The organism is Methylobacter luteus IMV-B-3098, from assembly GCF_000427625.1.
In the GTDB taxonomy this organism is placed as follows: Bacteria; Pseudomonadota; Gammaproteobacteria; order Methylococcales; family Methylomonadaceae; genus Methylobacter; species Methylobacter luteus.
This window is the reverse complement of sequence record NZ_KE386569.1, coordinates 1,133,911-1,155,913: the sequence shown is the minus strand read 5'-3', so window position 1 is coordinate 1,155,913 and position 22,003 is coordinate 1,133,911. Positions and strand designations below refer to the sequence as shown.

General features: G+C 56.5%; 16 protein-coding genes. 11 read left to right on the top strand and 5 right to left on the bottom strand.

What is annotated here, in order from left to right; genetic code table 11:
* Positions 1 to 7 precede the first annotated feature (7 nt).
* Genes amoC through amoA form a run of 3 tightly spaced genes read right to left on the bottom strand, consistent with a single transcriptional unit; the run spans position 8 to position 2,800 of the window.
* Positions 8 to 781: a bacterial ammonia monooxygenase, subunit AmoC gene (amoC, locus tag METLU_RS0107170; RefSeq protein WP_027157618.1), complete on the bottom strand. Its 774-nt coding sequence runs from the start codon at positions 779 to 781 to the stop codon at positions 8 to 10.
* Between the two features lie 15 nt (positions 782 to 796).
* On the bottom strand, positions 797 to 2,035 hold the full coding sequence (gene amoB / locus METLU_RS0107165; RefSeq protein ID WP_027157617.1) for a bacterial ammonia monooxygenase, subunit AmoB: 1,239 nt from the start codon (positions 2,033 to 2,035) through the stop codon (positions 797 to 799).
* A gap of 12 nt (positions 2,036 to 2,047) precedes the next feature.
* Positions 2,048 to 2,800, bottom strand: coding sequence for a bacterial ammonia monooxygenase, subunit AmoA (gene amoA / locus METLU_RS0107160; RefSeq protein ID WP_027157616.1), 753 nt, complete (start codon positions 2,798 to 2,800; stop codon positions 2,048 to 2,050).
* Between the two features lie 244 nt (positions 2,801 to 3,044).
* Here amoA and METLU_RS0107155 point away from each other — a divergent pair, with 244 nt between their 5' ends.
* On the top strand, positions 3,045 to 3,980 hold the full coding sequence (locus tag METLU_RS0107155) for a LysR family transcriptional regulator (protein ID WP_027157615.1): 936 nt from the start codon (positions 3,045 to 3,047) through the stop codon (positions 3,978 to 3,980).
* On the opposite strand, the gene METLU_RS0107150 is transcribed toward METLU_RS0107155, so the two are convergent.
* On the bottom strand, positions 3,977 to 5,071 hold the full coding sequence (locus tag METLU_RS0107150) for an L-dopachrome tautomerase-related protein (RefSeq protein WP_081679041.1): 1,095 nt from the start codon (positions 5,069 to 5,071) through the stop codon (positions 3,977 to 3,979). The two genes, METLU_RS0107155 and METLU_RS0107150, sit on opposite strands and share 4 nt — an antisense overlap.
* Before the next feature lie 941 nt (positions 5,072 to 6,012).
* On the opposite strand from METLU_RS0107150, the gene METLU_RS0107140 reads away from it, so the two are divergent.
* The 4 genes from METLU_RS0107140 to METLU_RS0107125 all read left to right on the top strand — a co-directional run bounded on the left by METLU_RS0107140 (position 6,013) and on the right by METLU_RS0107125 (position 14,339).
* Positions 6,013 to 7,182 carry an MdtA/MuxA family multidrug efflux RND transporter periplasmic adaptor subunit gene (locus METLU_RS0107140; protein WP_027157613.1) on the top strand — a complete coding sequence of 390 codons (1,170 nt, stop codon included), beginning with the start codon at positions 6,013 to 6,015 and terminating at the stop codon, positions 7,180 to 7,182.
* Positions 7,179 to 10,271, top strand: a complete 3,093-nt coding sequence (locus tag METLU_RS0107135; protein WP_027157612.1) for an MdtB/MuxB family multidrug efflux RND transporter permease subunit — start codon at positions 7,179 to 7,181, stop codon at positions 10,269 to 10,271. The genes METLU_RS0107140 and METLU_RS0107135 overlap by 4 nt, the downstream gene beginning before the upstream one ends.
* A 2-nt stretch (positions 10,272 to 10,273) precedes the next feature.
* Positions 10,274 to 13,387, top strand: a complete 3,114-nt coding sequence (locus METLU_RS0107130) for a multidrug efflux RND transporter permease subunit (RefSeq protein ID WP_036242926.1) — start codon at positions 10,274 to 10,276, stop codon at positions 13,385 to 13,387.
* 496 nt (positions 13,388 to 13,883) lie between these two features.
* Complete coding sequence (locus METLU_RS0107125) at positions 13,884 to 14,339, top strand: YcbK family protein (RefSeq protein WP_331271262.1); 456 nt, start codon at positions 13,884 to 13,886, stop codon at positions 14,337 to 14,339.
* A 73-nt stretch (positions 14,340 to 14,412) separates the two neighbouring features.
* On the opposite strand, the gene METLU_RS0107120 is transcribed toward METLU_RS0107125, so the two are convergent.
* Positions 14,413 to 15,231: a TOBE domain-containing protein gene (locus tag METLU_RS0107120; protein ID WP_027157609.1), complete on the bottom strand. Its 819-nt coding sequence runs from the start codon at positions 15,229 to 15,231 to the stop codon at positions 14,413 to 14,415.
* Positions 15,232 to 15,477: 246 nt separating this feature from the next.
* On the opposite strand from METLU_RS0107120, the gene METLU_RS0107115 reads away from it, so the two are divergent.
* From METLU_RS0107115 to METLU_RS0107090, 6 genes are all read left to right on the top strand, one after another.
* A complete protein-coding gene (locus METLU_RS0107115) occupies positions 15,478 to 17,484 on the top strand; it encodes a TonB-dependent receptor plug domain-containing protein (RefSeq protein ID WP_036242925.1) in 2,007 nt (668 codons plus the stop codon).
* 17 nt (positions 17,485 to 17,501) lie between these two features.
* Complete coding sequence (locus tag METLU_RS0107110) at positions 17,502 to 18,800, top strand: ABC transporter substrate-binding protein (protein WP_051299813.1); 1,299 nt, start codon at positions 17,502 to 17,504, stop codon at positions 18,798 to 18,800.
* Between the two features lie 47 nt (positions 18,801 to 18,847).
* Positions 18,848 to 20,149, top strand: a complete 1,302-nt coding sequence (locus METLU_RS0107105) for a di-heme oxidoreductase family protein (RefSeq protein ID WP_027157606.1) — start codon at positions 18,848 to 18,850, stop codon at positions 20,147 to 20,149.
* A 48-nt stretch (positions 20,150 to 20,197) separates the two neighbouring features.
* Complete coding sequence (locus METLU_RS24775) at positions 20,198 to 20,485, top strand: TOBE domain-containing protein (protein WP_081679040.1); 288 nt, start codon at positions 20,198 to 20,200, stop codon at positions 20,483 to 20,485.
* 73 nt (positions 20,486 to 20,558) lie between these two features.
* Positions 20,559 to 21,737, top strand: coding sequence for a molybdenum ABC transporter ATP-binding protein (locus tag METLU_RS0107095; RefSeq protein ID WP_027157605.1), 1,179 nt, complete (start codon positions 20,559 to 20,561; stop codon positions 21,735 to 21,737).
* Positions 21,734 to 21,940, top strand: coding sequence for a hypothetical protein (locus METLU_RS0107090; RefSeq protein WP_027157604.1), 207 nt, complete (start codon positions 21,734 to 21,736; stop codon positions 21,938 to 21,940). The genes METLU_RS0107095 and METLU_RS0107090 overlap by 4 nt, the downstream gene beginning before the upstream one ends.
* Positions 21,941 to 22,003: the final 63 nt, after the last annotated feature.

Genomic DNA, 22,003 nt, shown 5'->3' with positions numbered 1-22,003 from the left:
GATGGACTTACTCGGCATCTTCGATTTTGTCTAACAGTTCAATCAGCCGGGTAACCCCTTGCAGCAAGATGCCGCCGACGCCCAAAGCGAACCAAACGCCAATCACGAAACCCCAATGAATCGGAGCAGCAAAGAACTCCTCCCTAAACCAAAAGGTGTGTCCCCATTCGTTAAAGCCCACGCTGACCAGTATCATGAACGGACCAAATACCGCTAACGTCAACGGTAATGAAATGCCTTTAGCATATAACGGTAAGCGGGTTCTGGCGTACAACCAGGCGCAACCGCCCAGAATGACATAGAGCGGAAAATTAAAATAAAACTCGATGATATGGTTGGCCGTAAACGGCGTGTCACGGATCGCCACCTGATGCCAGGAATTATCTTGCTCGGCAAAATAACTGCCCGCCCAATACACCGCAAAGGTATAAATGCTGATCCACATGGTAAGGGTGAAATAGCGGCGAATTTCTTCCTTGGGTTCCAGTTGATCCAACTGCCGGTCACGTGAAAGCCATAAGTAGCCCCAGAATCCGCTGGCAACCAAGGTAATAATAACGAGTTCGACATAAAACAGCCGCATCCAGTATTGCTCAAAAGCCGGCTCAGTGGAGTCCAGGCCTGAGGATACGGCAAATGCGCCCTGATACAATCTCAGGCCGATGTATATGACAGACAATAAACCAAAGCCTTTCAAATATCGCGGTAAATCGATCAGATACCAAGGCAATGATTTCATGCTTTCTGTCGATGACGTGACATGTTCAGATGTAGTAGCCATGTTAGCCTCCTAAAATTAACTGAATTTGGGTATGACGGCGGCGGAAATGCTGGAGATATAACGTTGGCCCAACAGTTCGTCATACAGGAAAAGTAATCCGCCAATGCGGCTGTCGGCATCCCGAATCAAGCCATCGAGTTTCTCGGATTCCCAAGCTGCATCGCGTGCGACAAGGGTAACCACCCGCTGCTCGCCCGGCTCTATCGGTTTGTCATCGTCGATACTAAGCCCTGGGCTTGTGATGTCATCATCACCTGTCATAACGCCACTCAAACTCAAAGCAGGGTTTAAGAAGTGGACATTGGAGGTCGAGAATTCACCAATGCGTACCGGGCTTTGGCTGCGGTTGTCGACTTTGACTTGCAGTACCATGGACCGTTGTGCGACGTTGTATTCCGCTTTCAGCGTATCTACGTTGACCGTGCCGGCATTGACCTGAGCCGGTAGCGGTAAAATTTGATCCAATCCGGCCTGCAACGGAATGGCATCCGGGTAGCGTTTGGCCGTGATCTCATTCAGAATCAGCACTAAAACCGGCACGCCTGCCAGTATCAGCTTGGCGATCAGTTTGTCATTTTTAGTGACGAGCTCATGCTCCAATCCAGCCTCCAACATGCGATAACGGCTGATGAATAAGGGCCGACGCACCCACCAGATCAACCAAGCGGCAGCCAGAAAGCCCCAAAACAGATGCCAGAAAATACCATTGCTCAGGCCGAAGCTTTCCATATCGATGGCTTCGCCGCTGATAGTCTTGATAGTGTTGCTGAAGTCAGAGGCTGCACCGCCAATTTCCAGCCAGGCGCCGGGGCCCATGACTTGTCCGGCATCCTTCAGGTTGAAAAACGGGTGGATGTGATAGCGCCCCGGTAGACGGCCCTTCAGAACCACCTTGAATTCGTAATCGCCACCGGGCTGTAACGCGACCGAGTTGACCCAGGGTTTGCCGTTTAAATAACGCTCAGTCCGAATCAGAACCGGGCCGGGTGTGGAGATATTCAAAAATGAAGCCTCCGGCTTGGGGACGCTGATCGGCCAGTCTTCGGCGACATGGAACTTGCCGCTGACACTGACTTCATCGTTGACATTGAACTTTTGCGTGGACCATTGCACGTCGTACCACTGTATAGTCCGCATGCGAATGAATGGCTCCAAGGCTTTTTCGCCATGGGCCTGGGCGGTGGGCATCTGGAGTACAGATAACGCGCTCAACCAAACTAAAGCTAATACCCAAGGTTTAAATAGTGATTTCATGGCAGTTTCTCCTTAGATTTTGGTCAGGTATCGGGTGCTGGCAAACCACTTGCCGATATGCCACCATAAGGGATACATCAGTGAACACAACAGCGCCGAACAAAAGGCTGACAAGGGTGTTGCGTATTGGCCGTAGGTTCGCAAGGTGCCGCGCTCGATGATGCGCAGGTATTCCGGCATGCCCGTGCGAATGTATTGAAAACCGAACAAATCGGCAACGGTGAGCTGGCTATTGGCATATTCGACCGGTTGATGGAACATGCCGAAGATCGGCCAGTTGGTAGGGTAAAACAGCAAGGCAAACGCGGCGCCGCCAAAGATGGAAGTGATGGTCAGGCTGTTAGTTAACATTAACAATGCGTCCAGGACCAAGGCTCCCGGTAGCATCGTAGCTGGCAACACCATGTTGATGGGGAAATAGTTCCAGTAGTGATAGGCAAAGACACGGGTGACCCAGGTGCCAATCAGTAAAGCCGCGACACATAAGGTAGCCCCCATAGGCAGACGAAACTTATCCCACAAAACGGCTTGAACGGCGGCCGGAAACGTAATGCCGATCAACGGCGTCACCAAAGGCCACCACTGGCGATCTTTCCAATCGACCCAGAAGTCCCAATCGCCGACCGTGAGTGCGAAATGCAGGTGAAACGAACCGATGAATAAAAACAGCGCCAGGACCAAAATTAGATAGTCATAGGCGCGCGCCAGCCGGGCTTTTTCGCCCCGGTATGGCTTGAAGGTTGAAACAGGAATGTGTGCGGACATAGTGAATCCCTCTAAAGTCTTATAATGAACGACAGTCGTCGCATGATCATTTGGGCGCGTCGCCAGCCGAGGCTTGGCCTGAGGGGGTAAACCGTATAGGCTAGACGACACGCTTGAGGGATAAGGTAGGTGAAAATCGTCCGGCTGTTAAATGTATAAGGTTCATCCCGCTATCAAGACTGTTCATGCCGGTCATTCTGAATTTTGGTTACCATAAACCCTGTATTTTTGGTGAGGATTGAACATGTCCAATCTCCGCAGCTTCGACTTGAACCTATTGTTGGCTTTCGATGTGCTGATGCAGGAACGCAATGTCACGCGGGCCGCTGATCGCATGTTTGTCACGCAATCGGCTATGAGCCATACCTTGCATCGCTTACGTCAACAGCTTGACGATCCGCTGCTAGTCAAAACGCCAAGCGGCATGCAGCCAACTGATCGTGCATTGGCTTTAGTGGAACCCGTACGCAACTTGTTGCGGGAAATGGAAAGGCTGCTGGAACCGCCGCAAGCCTTCGACCCGGCCTCCAGTCAGCGTCGATTTACGCTGGCCGCGACCGATTACATGGAATTTTTGCTGCTACCCGATTTATCCCGCTTAATCGAGCAAGCCGCCCCCGGCGTCGACATCCATATCAAACGTACCGAATCAGCATTTCCGCTGACGCAGTTGGAAAATGGCAGTCTGGATGTGGTGTTGGGTTTTGCCTCGGTACTCGAGCCCCCTGCGCATTTGATTTGTGAACATCTTTTTAGGGACCGCATGGCTTGTGTGGTACGTAAAAATCATCCCAACATCTCCGCCAATCCGATTCTGGCGCACTATTTGGACGCTCCGCACATGCTCATTTCGCGAACAGGTAGCCAGGTCGGAGTCATCGATGCCAAATTGGCGGAACTGGGATTGGAGCGTCGGATTAAGCTGATCGTGCCGCATTTCTTGTCTGCGCCTTTGATCGTTACGCAGACCGACATGATTTTGTCTTTACCTTATCGCCTGGCCGTGGCGTTTAGCAAAATGGTCGCATTGAATATTCTACCGGTGCCCCTCGATTTGCCGGATTACGACTTGGTTATGATCTGGCACCCGTTGCGAGAAAAAGATCCGGCCCATTGCTGGCTGCGCGAACAAATCGCAGCAATAGGCCGAATGATAGATTCGCTTGATATTGAGCTTTAACGTCCTTGTAGGCCGGCAGCCAGGGCTTTGACTTGCAACAAATAGTAAGGCGGTTTCGACTGGGCATCCCCACCGTTCAGCGTGGCAGAGCGATGCAATCGGTTGACCACTGCATACAACTGCCCATTGGGGCCAAAACTGAATGAATCGACCCAGGACAATCTTAGGTCTTGGGCGAATTGTCGGTATTTGCGGTCAGAACCGATGATGCCAATGGCATTGTTGGCGAGATCACCCAAATAAATATTATTCTGCTTGTCGATGCTGATACCGTCGGAAATGGGTTTGTCGCTATAACGCTCAACCCGGTTGGCGAGCTGCTCGGCGGTTAAACTCTCGTTAATCAGGTCGGCTGCTTTGATCCGGTAAAGACTGAGGCCATGCATCGGTCCAAAATAAACCCATTCGTTGGTCAAATCTTCGGTGATTGGATTCACACCTATGTGCGGCCTGACTTTTTCGCCTGACGTGGCTGCTAACTGAATGGGCACGTTATCGATGATGAGATCGACATTTTCCGGGAGCACGCTGGCATGGCCTTCCAGCACACGCCGCGCGGCACCGGTATATAGGTTGACCACAATCAATCCAGCGTTATTGCCACCCGCCGGATCGCTAATAAAAGCGTGACTGTGTTGGGTATCCAAAGCAAAATCGTTGACGAACGCATCTTTTGGCGCAATAGGGGCTGGCAGGTAAATCAAACGCTGCAGTTTATTGGTTTTGGTATTCCAGCCGACCAGTTTCGGTGTCACGCCGCTCCGCATGCCATTGTCCAACATCCACACCACGCCATTGGCATCGGATCGTATGCCTAATACCGAGTCTAACTTCAAGGATGCAGTCGAGTCTGTGGCCGCCCAGTCGTGCGAAGGAAATGGCACCAGTTTTTGATCCTTATACTCAACGACCGTATATTCGGGTTGATAAAACTGGTGCTGGCTCATGATGATTCGTCCGTCAGCAGTCGCCGTCACATTGCCCGGACCTGTTTCCAGATTCGCTAACACGTCAAAATGCGAGCTATCATCTGCCAAAGCCTCGAGACTTGCCAATAACAGTGCGCAGGTCAATTGGGTGAGCGTTTTCATGTTAATCCCCTAATTTTGATTGAGTTCCAACACACAGTACTGAAGTACTGACGGGGTGTTAAATGATGTTTCCTCATGATGCCATTTATAAAATTGATGGCTTACTGGAGAGCAATAGGCGGCAGAATTTATGCAGTAAGACGAAAAATATGAAAGGGCAAAAAATGAAAACAGTGCAACAAACACCGGCTACGATTGCGCTTATTGAATGTCCTTTGAGCAGCGTATAGAGGTGGTTTTTATAGATCCTTATGCCTCTTCGCTTTCGAATTGCGGCTTGAACTTCTGCCCGAAGTCAGAATCGTAGGGCGGATTTGCCTTGGCAATCCACCACAAACGGAGCCTTGAAACCGTCATGTTCCGCCATATTGCCAGCCTGCTGGAAATGGCGGTTTGCTGCGCGAAACCGCCCTACGCTTTTCCATATTGATTTGATGACATCACGAGTGATGCGCCTCCTTCGTCGGCACATCCTATTGAATTTACATATTTTGCCTAACACAGCGGTCAAAGCAACGCGCCGCCCGTTGGCGATTTTGAAGGTTCGCTTTTGAATCGGTTTTGTTGGCTTCGTTTAACCACCTTCTGCGGCACACCCCTTACCTTTACGTTAGGCGTCCTGTGCAATTCACGACCATGTTGAGATATCCCTCAGCAATCGATCAATACATTCAGTACCTGCCTTAATCACGATTAATTGTTAAAATCGTCGGATCGAGTTTGAAGTATTACAATTTTCTCCATGAATTTCGCGCTCTTATGCCTTGAACTGATGTCTATGCGGGGTACAAATCCTCGTCTGCAGGCATTTGGAGGACATTAAGCGTTTTTTCTTAAAACCTTTGTGACTTTCCCAATAAAACCTTTAGCCATTGCGTATCATAGTTGAGCATTAATATTGAAATTTTTATCTCTGTTCTATTAAGGAAGCGCTCCATTAAATGAAATCGCGTAACTTGAAGCTGCTTCTCATCGGACTGGCCGTCATTCTTTCCATCATGGCGGCCGCCTATCTTGTCAAGCTCCGCCCCGACCAGCCAGAACAACAGGCTGATGAAAAACCGGGCAAACCAGATTTTTCCACCGTGGCGGTTGTGGCCGAGGCGGCCACGCGGGGCGACTTCCCGATTTATCTGAATGGATTGGGGACGGTGACGGCGCTCAATACGGCGACGATCCGGTCGCGCGTGGACGGCGAGCTGATCCGCGTCGCTTTCGAGGAAGGCCAGATGGTGCGCGAAGGCGATCTGCTGGCGGAAATCGACCCGCGCCCGTTCCAGGCTCAGCTCATGCAGGCCGAAGGCCAGCTGCTGCGCGATGAGGCGCTGCTGAAGAACGCGCAGATAGACCTGGAACGCTACCAGACCCTGCTGGAACAGGATTCCATCGCCGCGCAGCAGACCGCCACGCAGGAGGCGCTGGTCAGACAGTATCGGGGCACGGTGGAAACGGACCGCGGACTAATCGCGGATGCCAAACTGCAGCTGGCCTATACGCGCATCAAGGCCCCGTTTACGGGACGCCTGGGCCTGCGGCTGGTCGATAAGGGCAATATTATTCAGGCTTCCGATGTCGATGGTCTGGTCGTGCTGACGCAGATCCAGCCCATCACGGTCGTCTTCACGCTGCCTGAAAATGACTTGCCGGCCGTCATGAAACGGCTGCGCGCCGGCGAGAAGTTGCCGATAGAGGCCTACGAACGCTCGGGCAATACCCGTCTGGCCCAGGGCAGGCTCGTGGCCGTGGACAATCAGATCGACACAACAACCGGCACCATCAGGCTCAAGGCACAATTCGACAATGAGGACCATGCCCTGTTTCCGAACCAGTTCGTCAATGTCAGGATGACCGTCGATACGCTGCGGGCCGTCACGATCATACCGGGGTCGGCCATCCAACGCGGCACGCCAGGCACGTTTGCGTATGTCGTGAAGGAGGACGAGACCGTCAGCGTGCGCCCGCTGACGCTGGGTCCTGCCGAGGGCGGGCAGGTCGCCGTGCTTGAGGGGCTTGAGCCCGGCGAACGGGTCGTGATCGATGGCACCGACAAGCTGCGCGAAGGCGCCAAAGTGGAGCTCGTCACGCGAGAGCCCGCACGGCCGGCGTCATGAACCCGTCCCGCATTTTCATCCTGCGCCCGGTCGCCACGACGCTGCTGATGGTGGCCCTGCTGCTGGTCGGGATCGTCGCCTACCGCACGCTGCCGATCTCCGCCCTGCCCCAGGTCGACTATCCGACCATTCAGGTCGTCACGCTCTACCCGGGCGCCAGTCCGGACGTCATGACCTCGTCGGTCACGGCGCCGCTGGAGCGCCAGTTCGGCCAGATGCCGGGGCTCAATCAGATGTCGTCCTCCAGCTCGGGCGGCGCATCGGTCGTCACGCTCCAGTTCGATCTGAATCTGGAGATCGACATTGCCGAACAGGAAGTGCAGGCGGCCATTAACGCGGCCACCAGCTTTCTGCCTGACGACCTGCCCATGCCGCCGATTTACAGCAAGGTCAACCCGGCCGACGCGCCGATCATGACGCTGGCGGTCAGCTCGAAAACGCTGCCCTTGACCAAAGTCGAAGACCTCGTGGACACGCGCCTGGCGCAGAAACTGTCGCAATTGCCGGGGGTCGGCCTGGTCACCATCAGCGGCGGCCAGCGCCCGGCCGTGCGCATCCAGGCCAATCCGATGGCGCTCGCGGCCTACAACCTGAGCCTGGAAGACCTGCGCACAGCCATTGCGCGCGCCAATATCAACCAGCCCAAAGGCATGTTCGACGGCCCGATGCGCGCGGCCACGATCGACGCCAATGACCAGCTCCGCTCGGCAGACGAATTCAGGCCGATCATCATCGCGTACCGCAACGACAGGCCCGTGCGCCTGTCCGATGTAGCCGAAGTCAGCGATGCGGCCGAAAACGTGCGCCTGGCCGCCTGGGCCAACGAGACGGCGGCCGTGATCGTTAACATCCAGCGCCAGCCCGGCATCAACGTCATCGACGTGGTGGACCGCATCAAGGCGCTGCTGCCCCAGTTGCAGACGGCCATGCCCACCGCCCTGGAAATCGTGCCGCTGAGCGACCGCACGACGACCATCCGCGCCTCCGTGCGGGATGTGGAGCATGAGCTCCTGCTGGCCGTGGCGCTGGTGGTGCTGGTGATTTTCCTGTTTCTGCGCAATCTGTCCGCGACCGCCATTCCGGGCGTCGCCGTGCCGTTGTCGCTGATCGGCACGTTTGCGGTCATGTATCTGGCCGGCTTCAGCATCAACAACCTGACGCTGATGGCGCTGACCATCGCGGCCGGCTTCGTCGTGGACGACGCCATCGTCGTCGTCGAGAACATCACGCGCTACATCGAGAAGGGCGAGACGCCCCTTCAAGCCGCGCTCAGGGGCTCGGAGCAGATCGGCTTCACGATTATCTCGCTGACGGTTTCCATGGTCGCCGTGCTGATCCCGCTGCTGTTCATGGAAGACGTGGTCGGCCGCCTGTTTCGCGAATTCGCGATCACGTTGTCCGTGGCTATTCTGATCTCCGGCGTTATCTCGCTGACGCTGACGCCGATGATGTGCGCGAAAATCCTGCGCCCGGTTTCCGAAAAACAGTCCGGCCGCTTTTACCGCAGCAGCGGCCGGTTCTTCGAAAAACTCACAGACAGCTACGGCCGGACGCTGAACCGGGTGCTGAATCACCAGGCCATCACGCTGCTGGTGGCGTTCGCGACGCTGGCGCTGACCGTGTTCCTGTATGTGATCGTGCCCAAGGGCTTTTTCCCGATTCAGGACACCGGCGTCATTCAGGGCATCTCCGAAGCGCCGCAGACCGTGTCCTTTACGGCCATGGCGCGGCGCCAGCAGGCGTTGGCCAAGGTGGTGCTGGCCGACCCCGCCGTCGAGAATCTGTCTTCATTCATCGGCGTGGACGGCACCAATCCCACGCTCAACAGCGGGCGTTTTTTCATCACGCTGAAGCCATTGGCCGAGCGCGGCATCAACGCGTCGGAGGTTATCCGGCGGCTGCAACCGAAGCTTGCCGAAGTGCCCGGCATCACGCTGTACCTGCAACCGGTGCAGGATCTGACCATCGAGAACCGCGTCAGCCGCACGCAGTACCAGTTCACGCTGGAAGCGGTCGATCTCGAAGAGCTGAACCACTGGACGCACCGCCTCGTCGGGCAGCTCTCGCACAAGCCGCATCTGGCCGATGTGACCAGCGACATTCAGGACCAGGGGCTGCAGGCCTTCGTGTCGATAGACCGCGACAGCGCCAGCCGTCTCGGCGTCACGACCGAGGATATCGATAACGCGTTATACAACGCCTACGGCCAGCGGCTGATTTCGACCAGCTTCACGCAGTCGAACCAGTACCGCGTCGTGCTGGAAGTGAAACCGGAATATCAGAAAGGCTCGGCGGCCCTTAAAGACCTCCGCGTCTCTTCCTCGAACGGCACACAGGTGCCGCTCCCGGCCGTGGTCAGAATATCTGAGCAGTCGGTCCCGCTCATCATCAATCATCTGGGCCAGTTCCCGGCCGCGACGGTTTCGTTCAACCTTGCACCGGGCGCGGCTCTCGGCGAAGCGATCGAAAACATCGAATCCGCCAAGCAGGAAATCGGCCTGCCCCTGAGCATACAGAGCAGCTACCAGGGCGCCACGCGCGCCTTCACGGCCTCGCTCACGAACACGCTGTGGCTGATCCTGGCCGCGATCGTGACCGTCTATATCGTGCTGGGCGTGCTGTACGAGAGCTATATCCATCCGGTCACGATCCTGTCGACGCTGCCGTCGGCCGGCGTCGGCGCCTTGTTGGCGCTAATGCTGTCGGGCACGGATCTGGGCATTATCGGCATCATCGGCATCATTTTGCTGATCGGCATCATCAAGAAAAACGCCATCATGATGATCGACTTCGCCCTGGAGGCCGAGCGCAAGGAAGGCAAGCCGGCGCGGGAGGCGATCTTTCAGGCGGCCCTGCTGCGCTTTAGGCCGATCATGATGACGACCATGGCGGCGCTACTCAGCGCCCTGCCGTTGATGCTGGGCACGGGCGTGGGATCGGAGCTGCGCCATCCGCTGGGCATCACCATGGTCGGCGGGCTGATTCTCAGCCAGGTGCTGACGCTGTTTACGACACCGGTCATCTATCTGGCTTTCGACAGGCTGAGCCAGCGGCTGTCGCGGACTCAAAACAATGAGGCCCGACCGTGACGATGCTCTCCTCGCATTTCATCGCCCGTCCCGTGGCGACGACGCTGCTGACGATCGGACTGGCGCTGGCCGGCCTGGTCGCCTTCCTGCAACTGCCGGTCTCGCCGCTGCCGCAAGTCGATTTCCCGGCCATTTCCGTGCGGGCCGCGCTGCCCGGCGCCAGCCCCGAGACCATGGCCGCCACGGTGGCCACGCCGCTCGAGCGTTCTCTCGGCCGGATCGCAGGCATCAACGAAATGACATCGACGAGTTCCACGGGCTCCACGCGCATCAACCTGCAGTTCGATCTCGACCGGGACATCAATGGCGCGGCTCGGGATGTGCAGGCCGCGATCAATGCGGCCAGCAGCCTCTTGCCCACGAACCTGCCGACCCGCCCCAGCTATCGCAAGGTCAACCCGGCCGATGCGCCGATCATGATCATCGCCCTGACCTCGGCAACCCAGACCCGCGGCCAGCTTTACGATGCGGCTTCGACCATTCTGGCGCAGAAAATTTCACAGATTCCGGGCATCGGCCAGGTGGACGTCGGCGGCAGCTCGCTGCCGGCGGTCCGGGTGGAGCTCAACCCTGACACGATGGCAAAGTACGGGATCGGCTTCGAGGATGTCCGCTCCGCGATCGCCACCACCAATGCCAACCGGCCCAAGGGCTCCGTCGCGGACGACAGCCGGCACTGGCAGCTCTATGCCAATGACCAGGTCAGCGAGGCCGGCGATTACCTGCCGCTCATCGTCGCCTATCGCAACGGCGCCCCCGTGCGCATCGCCGATATCGGCCAGACCGTCGATTCCGTGGAGGACTTGCGCAACGCCGGCATCAGCAATGGCAAGCCGTCCGTGATTCTGATACTGAGAAAGCAGCCTGAAGCCAACATCATCGCGACAGTGGACAAGGTAAGGGCCATGCTGCCCCAGCTTCGGGCTTCCATTCCGCAGTCCATCGACCTGTCGGTGCCCATGGACCGGGCCGGCACCATCCGCGCATCGCTGCATGAGGTGGAAACGACGCTCTGGATCTCCATGGGGCTGGTGGTTCTGGTCGTGTTCCTGTTTCTGCGCAACCTGCGTTCGGCCCTGATTCCGTCCATTACCGTGCCGCTGTCGCTGATTGGCACTTTCGGGGTCATGTATCTGGCCGGCTACAGTCTGAACAACCTGTCCCTGATGGCGCTGACCATCGCCACGGGCTTCGTGGTCGATGACGCCATCGTGGTGCTGGAAAACACCACGCGCCACATCGAAAAAGGCCTGCCGCCATTTCAGGCCGCCATCAAAGGCGCCGGCGAGGTCGGTTTCACGGTATTGTCCATGAGCCTGTCGCTGATCGCCGTGTTCATTCCCATCCTGCTGATGGGCGGTATCGTCGGCCGTCTGTTCCGGGAGTTCGCGGCCACGCTCTCGGCGGCGGTCATGATTTCGCTGGTGGCCTCGCTGACCACGGCCCCGATGCTCTGCTCCCGCTGGCTGGCCCGCGCCGAGGACCGGCGGCACGGCAGGCTCTATCACTGGAGCGAACGGCAGTTCGACCGCCTGCTCGCCGGCTACGAACGGACGCTGCGCTGGGCGCTGGACCATGGGCCGCTGATGATGGTGCTGTTGCTGGGCGCGATCATCCTGAATGTCTATCTCTACATCATCGTGCCCAAGGGCTTCTTTCCGGTGCAGGACTCCGGCCGGCTGGCCGGCGCCCTTCGGGCCGATGAAGGCATTTCATCGGCCGCCATGCAGCAGAAACTGACCGATTTTTCCGAGATCGTGCGCAAGGAGCCGGATGTTGAAAATGTGGTCGGGTTCACCAGCGGCAGCAATACCGGGTTCATGTTCGTTACCCTCAAGCCGATTACGGAACGCGAGCTGACAGCCGAGCAGATCATGCAGCGCCTGCGCGCCAGACTCGCCAAGGAACCGGGAGCCAGCCTGTTCCTGCAGCCGGTCCAGGATCTGCGGGTCGGCGCGCGCGGCGCAGCGGCCATGTTCGAATACACGCTGCAGGCCGAAAATCTCGAAGACCTTCACACCTGGACGCCGCGGATTTTGAAAGCGCTGTCGCAACGTCCGGAACTGGCGGACGTCAATACCGATCAGCAGGAAGGAGGCCGGCAGGTTTTCCTGAACGTGGACCGCGACGCGGCCTCGCGGCTGGGCGTCACGCAGGCGCTGATCGATTCGACCCTGAATGACGCTTTCGGCCAGCGCCAGGTTTCGGTCATCTATACGCCCCTCAACCAGTATCACGTTGTGATGGAAGCGGCGCCCGAATACTGGCAGCATCCGGACACGCTGGATAAACTGTACGTCAGCGTTCCGCCCAACCCGGAATTGCCGGCCGGCAGGCAGGTGCCGCTGTCGGCGTTCGCCAGCTACGATCTGACCAGTGCGCCGCTGACCGTCAACCATCAGGGCCAGTTTGCCGCGGCCACGCTGTCGTTCAATCTCAAGGGCGGAGCCTCGCTGTCGACGGCTACGCAAGCTATCGAGGAAACGATGAATCAACTGGGCGTGCCCGATTCGATACACGGCAGCTTTCAGGGCACGGCCAAGGCCTTCGCGCAATCCCTGCGCAACCAGCCCTGGCTGATCCTGGCCGCGCTGGCCACGATTTATATCGTGCTGGGCGTGCTGTATGAGAGCTATATTCATCCGCTGACGATCCTGTCAACGCTGCCGTCAGCCGGCGTCGGCGCGCTTCTCGCCCTGCTCGCTTTCGGGACCGAATTCAGCATCATCGCCCTGATCGGCGTGATTTTGCTGATCGGCCTGGTAAAAAAGAACGCCATCATGATGATTGACTTCGCGCTCGATGCCGAACGCAACGAAGGACTGAACTCGCACGACGCCATCTTCACGGCTTGTCTCATGCGCTTTCGGCCCATCATGATGACGACCATGGCGGCCCTGCTGGGCGCTCTGCCGCTGGCTTTCGGAACCGGCTACGGCGCCGAATTGCGCCAGCCGCTGGGCATTTCCATCGTCGGCGGGCTGATCGTCAGCCAGATGCTGACGCTTTACACGACGCCGGTGGTATATCTCTATCTGGACCGCTTCCAGTTGTGGTGCCGACGCCGTTTTGGCCGTGATGCGGCCGAAGCTTCCCTGCCCCGCCGGCGGAGCTGATTTACCCAGGGCACCTGCCCGCGCATGACGATCCATGAAGTCCCCATCAGCCGGACGGGGCATGTTGCCCCGTCCGGGATGTTTGGCATTGGTCAAATGCGCCACCGGGCCCGGATACCGCAGAAACGTTGGGAACGCGGTTGCAAACCCCGTACCGCTGGTGTCTTACAGTCGCCATCTCCCGGATTAAGTGGCTTCGCCCTGGTTTTTTAGCTGATGTTACGGTCATCAAATATTTGACCGCTTAATGACAAATATCATGGAAATAGCCATGTGAATGTTTATTCAGGATCTATTTAATATCCGCTAGTCAAAGGCTTAGCAAATAGAACTATCCGTTGTATTTAAAAAATAAAACGTGAACCAGTATCTATCGACAAGCCAGGAAATTGATGCAGGCAGTTTTATAGCATCAAGGCGCAGATTTCTGAGGATGATGGCATGCAGTTCTTTGTTGACACTGAGTGAGACAGAGATCGCAAATGCAGCAGGCAAAGTGAACCCTTCGCACAAAACGCTCGCCCTTGAGCATATACATACCGGTGACAAGCTAAAGCTGACCTACTTTGAACAGGGCCATTATATTGAAGGTGCCCTGCGGGAAATCAATTATCTGCTGCGTGATTACCATAACGACGCGGTTCATCCTATAGATCCGGCCTTGCTGGATCAGTTGTATGACCTGAAAATCATGCTTGGCATCAATCGGCCTTTCTATTGTTCCTCAGGTTACCGCTCCCCGCGCACCAATGCCCGATTGCGTAAAAGGTGCCGGTGCGGCGCTGCAAAACACAGTCTGCACATGCAAGGCCGGGCTATCGATCTGCACGTGAAAGGACTGGATACGCGAAAGATCAGAAACGCCGCGCTGGCACTGCACCGTGGCGGGGTCGGGTATTATAGACACCTCAATTTCGTACATCTTGACACAGGCCGTTTCAGATCCTGGTAGCGTAAATCCATGACGCCAGATTCGCCATCAAGGTTGCAGGCAAGTTTGTTATTGCGCCGGTGACCGAGACTCTTCAGGCATCCCCCACGGCAAGCATCACGGCATTGCTCTTAAACACGGCACTGACCGGCACGTCATATTTCAGCCCCAGGGATTCAACGCTGGCCTGGGCGACTGTGGCGACGAGGCTGTCCCCGCCTGGCAGCCGGAGCGCAACCTGCGCATCGACGCCGTCCCGCTGCACGCGAATCACTGCGCCGTGCAGGCAGTTGCGCGCCGACAGACGCTGATGATCGAATTCGGTCACAATGCCAATCTCCGGGGCATTGATCAGCAGCAGCACATCCTTGCCGACGCTGATCTCAAGCCGGTCAAGCATTGACAAACCCAGATCGGCGACAATCCGCTCCCCCCCTTTTAACTCGACCGATACTTCGGCATTGACGGCGCCGGACTGAATGGCCGTGATGGTGCCGAACAGTTGGTTAGTGGCGCTGGTTTTGATCGCCAGCGGCTTAAGAAGCAGCATCATTTCGGGATCATCCGCCAACCCCTGATTGAGTTGCCGCAGGAATTGCCGGTGCTGTTGCTCCAGCCGGGTAAACAGCTGTAGCAGCGCCTGCCCGGCGGCGGTCAGGCGCGTGCCGCCGCCCTTGCTGCCGCCGGTTGCCGTGGCAATCAAGACTTTGGGCGCCAGATTATTGGCGCGCTCTATCATCTGCCAGGCGCCTTTATAGCTCAACCCCTGCTGTTTGGCCGCCTGATTGATGGAGCCGCTTTCATCGATGGCCCTCAGCAAGCCGATCATACGGCTGTCCAGTATGCCGGCCAGTCGCAATTCGCCCTCGAGCCAGGCGGTCGGAAAATCGTCGTGGTTTGGGTCGCTGGTCATTAGTCTTGGTTGCCTCGCAAAAATTGAGTGAAACATTATTTCCCGAACAGGAATAGCCTGTTGCCAATTTTCGTTATTTACTTAAATACATAACGAATTAAAATAGCTCTGCTTTAAACAAATAACGCTTGTTTTACACCACCATAAGCATCGAAGCGAGAGTAAAGCTCGGGATTATAAGCCATTCATGGCTGTGGCACGTGTGTAAAACCGAGCTATATACTATCAGCACTAACAGGCAAGATAATGCGCTTTTCTCCTTTGTTGTTAACAATAACGGCCTTCTCCCAGGCAGCACCCGCCGACGACGATGTTTTTAATTTAGGCGTTATCGAAGTTAACGCAAAAGTGGAACAAGAACAACCTTCAGACAAGGAAACCATTACGGCCGAGGACATAGCGCGCAACAACCGCTACGATGTCGCTTCGGCCTTAAACCTGCTGCCCGGTGTATCGGTGCAGAATTTAGGCGCGCGCAACGAGCGCCTGATTTACCTGCGCGGCTTCAATTCCCGGCAGGTGCCGCTGTTCATGGATGGCATTCCTGTGTATGTGCCTTACGACGGCAATGTCGATCTGAACCGGTTTACGACCTTCGACATCAGCCAAATCGATGTCAGCAAAGGCAATGCCTCCGTCCTCTATGGCCCGAACACGCTGGGCGGCAGCGTCAATCTGGTCAGCCGGCGTCCGTCCCGGAAGCTGGAAGGCGATCTGACAACCGGCATGGGCATGGATTCCCGGTTCGATGCCAATTATTACCAGACTGCTTTGAACTTCGGCTCGAACCAGGGCTTATGGTATATCCAAGGCGGCGCTTCCTATCTGGACCGGCAGTTCTGGCGTTTATCCGATGATTTCACGCCGACGACGACTGAGGATGGCGGCATACGCGAAAATTCGGGCAATACCGACTATAAAGGCAGTGTCAAGCTAGGGTTGACACCGAACGAAACCGACGAATACGCGGTCGGCTTTAACCATCAAAGTGGCCGCAAGGATACGCCGCCCTATGCCGGCAAGGACCGAAACGCGAGTATCCGCTATTGGCGCTGGCCTTATTGGGACAAGGAAAGCGTGTTTTTCCTATCGCGCACGCAATTTGCCGAGGATCATACGATTAAACTGCGCGCTTATCACGATACCTTCGAAAACAGTCTGGTGTCGTTCGATGACGCCACTTATAGCACCATGTTGAGGCCTTATGCCTTTAACAGCCAATATGACGACTATACCTTCGGCGCCGGTTTTGAATACGACACGACCTGGTTCGACCACCATGAAATCAAACTCGGATTCAACTACAAACAGGATGTGCATCGTGAAATCGGCGATATCGGTCAGCCGCGTCAGCGTTTTGCCGACGAGTACTATTCCTATGCGATCGAAGACAGCTATACGCCTACCGACGCACTTAGGTTTGTGGCCGGCGCCAGCTACGAGCAGCAAAAACGCCTGCAGGCGCAGGATTTGATCAATAATCAAATCGTCTCGTTTCCGCTGGGTGGAACCAAGGATGCCTACAATATTCAAGGCAGCGCGTTTTACGAATTGCTCGAGGATTTTACGGTGCATGCCAGTCTGGCCCACAAGACCCGGTTTCCGACAATAAAGGATCGCTATTCCTATAGTTTCGGCAGTGCCTTGCCCAGTCCCGATCTGCAGGCGGAAAAAGCCCTGAATTACGAATTGGGCATGGACGGCAGGGCGTTCGGGTTGCTCGATTACGGTGCTGCGGTATTTTTCAGCCAAATCGACAGCACGATCGAGAGCGTGATATTGCCGAGCAGTAGCTGTACCCGTCCGCCGTGCTTTCAATTGCAGAACATCGGCGAACAGGAAAATCTGGGTATCGAGCTGTATGCGACTGCCGAAATCAACGAGCAATGGCGCATGCATTTCAACTATACCTGGCTGGATCGCAACAATATCACCAACCCTGAAATCAAGCCGCTCGATACCATCAGGCATAAGGTGTTCGCTTATGTCGAATACCAGCCCTTCCGGTATCTGCGTTTGCTGGCCAGCGCGGAATACAACTCGGAACGCTTCAGCAATACGCCCGGCACAAGAATTGCTAGTGAAATCGTTCCTGATTTTGTTATCGGAACTCTTAAGGCGACGCTTCCGGTGCACGAAAACCTCAGCGCCGAATTCGGCGTCAATAACGTCGCCGATCAAAACTACGCCTACATGGCGGGCTTTCCGGAGCCGGGACGCAATTATTTTGCCAACCTCACAATGCGCTATTGAGCCAAGGAGTCAACTCGATGAAATTTCGTCTTTTACTTGTTCTGATGATGGGTTTGAGTGGTTTTGAGGCGGCGGCCAAAGAAACACTGACGGTATTGACCGCTTATCCTGAGGAAGTCGTCGCGCTTTTCGAAACAGCATTCGAGCGCGATAACCCCGATATCGACCTGAAGGTGTTATGGCGCAGGCACGATGCGCTGCCGTATTTGCGCATGCCTGCGCAGGGCGGCGTCGACGTCTATTGGTCAGCCGCGCTGCATAATTTTCTGCAGTTGAAGCAGGAAGGCGCCTGGCAAAAACTCGCCATCGACCGGACCGGATTGGCGGACAATATCGGCGCACTGCCGCTGATCGATCCGGACGGTTATTACTGCGCGACCGAAATTGCCGGCTTCGGCTTCGCAGTCAATCCGGGATATCTGCGCAAACATGGGCTGCCTCTACCGAAATCCTGGCAGGATTTGACTGATGCCCGCTACAGCGGACACATTGCCTTGCCGGTGCCATCCAAGCGCGGTAATTTTGTACCGCTGATGATCGACAGCATATTGCAGCAATACGGCTGGGAATCCGGGTGGGCCTTGTTGGCGGAGATCGCGGCCAATGCGCAACTGTTGCCCCCCGGCCCGGCTTTCATTACCGATATTATCGGTTCCGGCGAACGCGGCATCGCACCGAGTATCGATTTTTTCGCCGCATCGGCGCAAGCGAACGGCGCACCGCTGCAAATGATTTATCCGGAATCTGTCGCCTATTCGCCCGCGCACATCGCCATTGCCGCAGCAACACAACATGCGAAAGCGGCCCGGCGCTTCGTGAACTTCATGCTGTCGGAAACCGGGCAAAAACTGCTGTTTCATCCGGATGTCCGTAAGCTTCCGGTGCGCGCGGCTGTTTACGCGGATAAACCGGAGGGTTATTTCGATCCGTTCAAAGCGGCCGTCAGTCATCCGCCCGTTTACGACCGAAATGTGACGTTGCAGCGCCTGGCGCTGGATAATGCACTGTTCGAACTGCTGCTGACCGAACATCATGAAACGGCGCAACGTCTCTGGCAGCAATTGCGCAGACTGGAAGCGCAAGACGGCGGCAAAGCAGACAGGCGAATTGCGCACATAAGGCGGTTACTGACCGCCGTACCGATTGATGGCAAAAAGGCTCAGGACTTAAAAACGCAACAAATCTTCATGAAGCACACACGTGCCAATGACGCCGATGCCGAAATACAGGCGAATAAACTGGAACAGGCGTGGCGCGCTGAAATCGGCGACAGATACAAGGAAGCCGAACGATTGCTGGCGCAATGGGAGCGTTGACAATGCCAGTGGTTAAACTCTTGCCGTGTTTGTTACTGGGGACGGCCATGCAAGCTGCGCAAGCGGAAAACCTCTGGGTTGCTCAAGATGCAAGCCGGGAAGCGTTCAGCCGCATTTATTCTAAAGTCGACGAGGAACAACTAAACCAAGCTCTGCAGGGACGCAGTTTATTCCAGCAAAGCTGGGTGATTCCGCCGGCAGAGGATATAGAAATCGCCGGGCTCGGCCCGCTTTACAACCAATTGTCCTGTCTGTCCTGCCATTCCAAGAACGGACGCGGGCAGCCGCCGGAAAATCCGCAGCAGGCCATGCGTTCGATGCTGGTGCGCCTGAGCCTGCCGGGGCAAGACCCGCACGGCGGCCCCTTGCCGCATCCTGTCTACGGCACTCAGCTGAACGAACAAGGCGTTCCCGGCGTACCCGGTGAAGGACAGGTAAGCGTCGATTATCGCGAAGAGCGCGTGACGCTGCCGGACGGCGAAACCATCAGCTTGAGGATGCCGCTATACCAATTCGCCGATCTGCACTACGGGCCGTTAGATGCCGACATCCGGTTCTCGCCGCGCGTCGGACCGCCGGTATTTGGTTTGGGCTTACTGGAAGCCGTCTCTGAAAAGACTATCCTGCAATTGGCTGAACAAGGCCGGCAACAAGGCGTCAATGGCCATCCCAATTATGTCTGGGATGCCGAGCGGCAGCGTCCGGCCATCGGGCGCTTCGGGCTCAAGGCCAATGTCGCCACGCTCCAGCAGCAAATTGCCGGCGCTTTTATCGGCGACATGGGGATTACCTCATCATTGCATCCGGAGGAAAACTGCAGCGCTGTCCAGCTTGCCTGCCAGCAGTCGCCGTCCGCCCGGCAGCCCGAACTGGCCGATGCCCAGCTCGATGCCGTGCTGAGCTACCTGCGCCTGTTGCAAGTCCCGGCCCGTCGCAATGCCGATGATCCGGTGGTGCAGCAAGGCGAACAAACATTTTCTGCCATTGGCTGCGCCGCCTGCCACGTACCGGTTTTGACGACCGATGACTTTCTGCCGCTGCCGGCCCTGTCCGGGCAAACCCTGCATCCCTATACCGATTTGCTCTTGCACGACATGGGCGAGGGCCTGGCCGACCGGCGGCCCGACTTTCAGGCCAGCGGACGGGAGTGGCGCACGCCGCCGTTGTGGGGAATCGGCTGGATAGCGCGCATCAACGAGCACAGTTATTTCCTGCATGACGGCCGCGCGCGCAACTTGACGGAAGCCGTGCTGTGGCATGGGGGCGAAGCATTGCCCGCCCGGCAACGTTTTGCCGAGTTACCCGTCGGCAGACGCCTGGCGCTTATCCGCTTTTTGGAATCGTTATAAAAGCTGCGCTTCAAATTCCGGCAGGCGATGCAACAGAACCGTTGAGTTTTGAACCATGAATCGAATCGGGCCTATGCCAAGCTCAACAAAAGCCGTTTTTCAGTCGTCACCGATTACTGCGGCTACCGGCTTTCCGCCCGCAACCAGCTGCAAGGCACGGTAACCCGGGTTAACCCCGGCGCGGTCAATGCCGAAGTCGACATCAAGTTAGCCGACGACGAACAAATCGCCGCCACCGTCGCCAACGACAGCGTCGAAAAATTGGGTTTGCGCGTAGGTCAGCCGGCTACCGCGGTGTTTAAAGCCGGGTCGGTGATTCTGTCCGTCTCCGGTTGATGTCTCGTACGACCCGGCCGCAAACCAACTTTCGGTTGCGGCCGGGTCGGCCCGTTAATTAATGGAGGTAAACATGCTGCTAGAAATGAATGTAAAACTGCGCCAAGGACATTTCAACCTGAGCACGTGCCTGTCGATCAACGACACCAGTACCGGTCTGTTTGGCCGATCCGGTGCCGGTAAAAGCACGGTACTCGGCCTGATCGCCGGTACTATTCAACCGCAAAGCGGGCATATCGTGCTGGACGGCAAGATTCTGTTCGATAGCCGCAAAGGCATCATGATGCCGCGCGAACAGCGACCTGTAGGCGCCGTGTTGCAGACCGACCGCACCGATTCGGCGGAAACCGTCCGCGACAATCTGACCGCCGCCTATAACCGCACGCTGAAACACCGCAGTATTTTCAAATTGGATTTTTTGATCGAGCTGTTGGAACTGGGGCCTATCCTCAATCATGTGATCGAACTGCTTTCCGCCGGTGAACGCCAGCGGGTGGCACTGGCCCGTTCACTGCTGAAATCGCCTCGACTGTTGCTGCTGGATGAAACCTTTGCCGCGATCGGCAACGGTTACCGAATACAGCTGCTGCCGATTCTGAGCCGCCTGCGGGATGAACTGGGCTTGCCGGTACTGTACGCCAGCCAATCCCTGGGCGAGATTCTGGAGCTGACCGACCGGCTGATCGTATTGGAACAAGGCAAAGTGCTGCACAACGGTTCGTTGCTCGAGGCCGCCAAACATCAAGGCATGCTGCGTTATCTGGGTATCCGCCGGATCGATAACATTCTGCCGGTGATGATCAGCCGTCACGATTATCTGGGCGGTTGCAGCCTGGCCCACAGTTTCGGCCTGCCGCTGACCCTGCCGCTACGGCCGCATCTGGCTATCGGCAGTCAGGCCCAGGTGTCGATACGCGCCAACGACATAGCCCTATCGCGCCGCTATATCGACGGCATATCGATCCAAAACCAGATCAAGGGACGCATCTGCGCATTGATTCCCAGCGGAGAAAGCCTGATCGTCCAGGTCGATTGCGGCAGCACGCTGCTGGCCGAAATCACGCAGGGCTCCTGCCGGGACATGGCTTTGCAGGAGGGCGACGTTGTTTATTGCCTGATCAAAACCCACGCCATTGCTTACCTCGCCGAGCTTGACGCCCTGCCCTATCAACGGGTGGTCAGCCATGGCGATGGCCACTATTACCTCGATGCAACCGGAGCGGCTAGCAGCGGCGGCTTATTGCTTGAATGACCAGCCGCCCTCAGTCGCTTGCCATTATGTTCATACGTCAAATTCATTATCTGCTGGCGTTGTTCGAAAACCGGACATTTCGGCCGGGAGGCGGAAGCGTGTTACGTTTCCCAACCGCCTTGTCTCCCGCCATTCAACACCTTGAGGAAGAACCGGGCATTACCATCGTTCAAGACGCTTTATGGATGAAAAGACAAGATTGAATAATCGCTTTCTCACTCAACCTACAAAACATAACAAAATGTTTGAAACCCAACATTATTTAT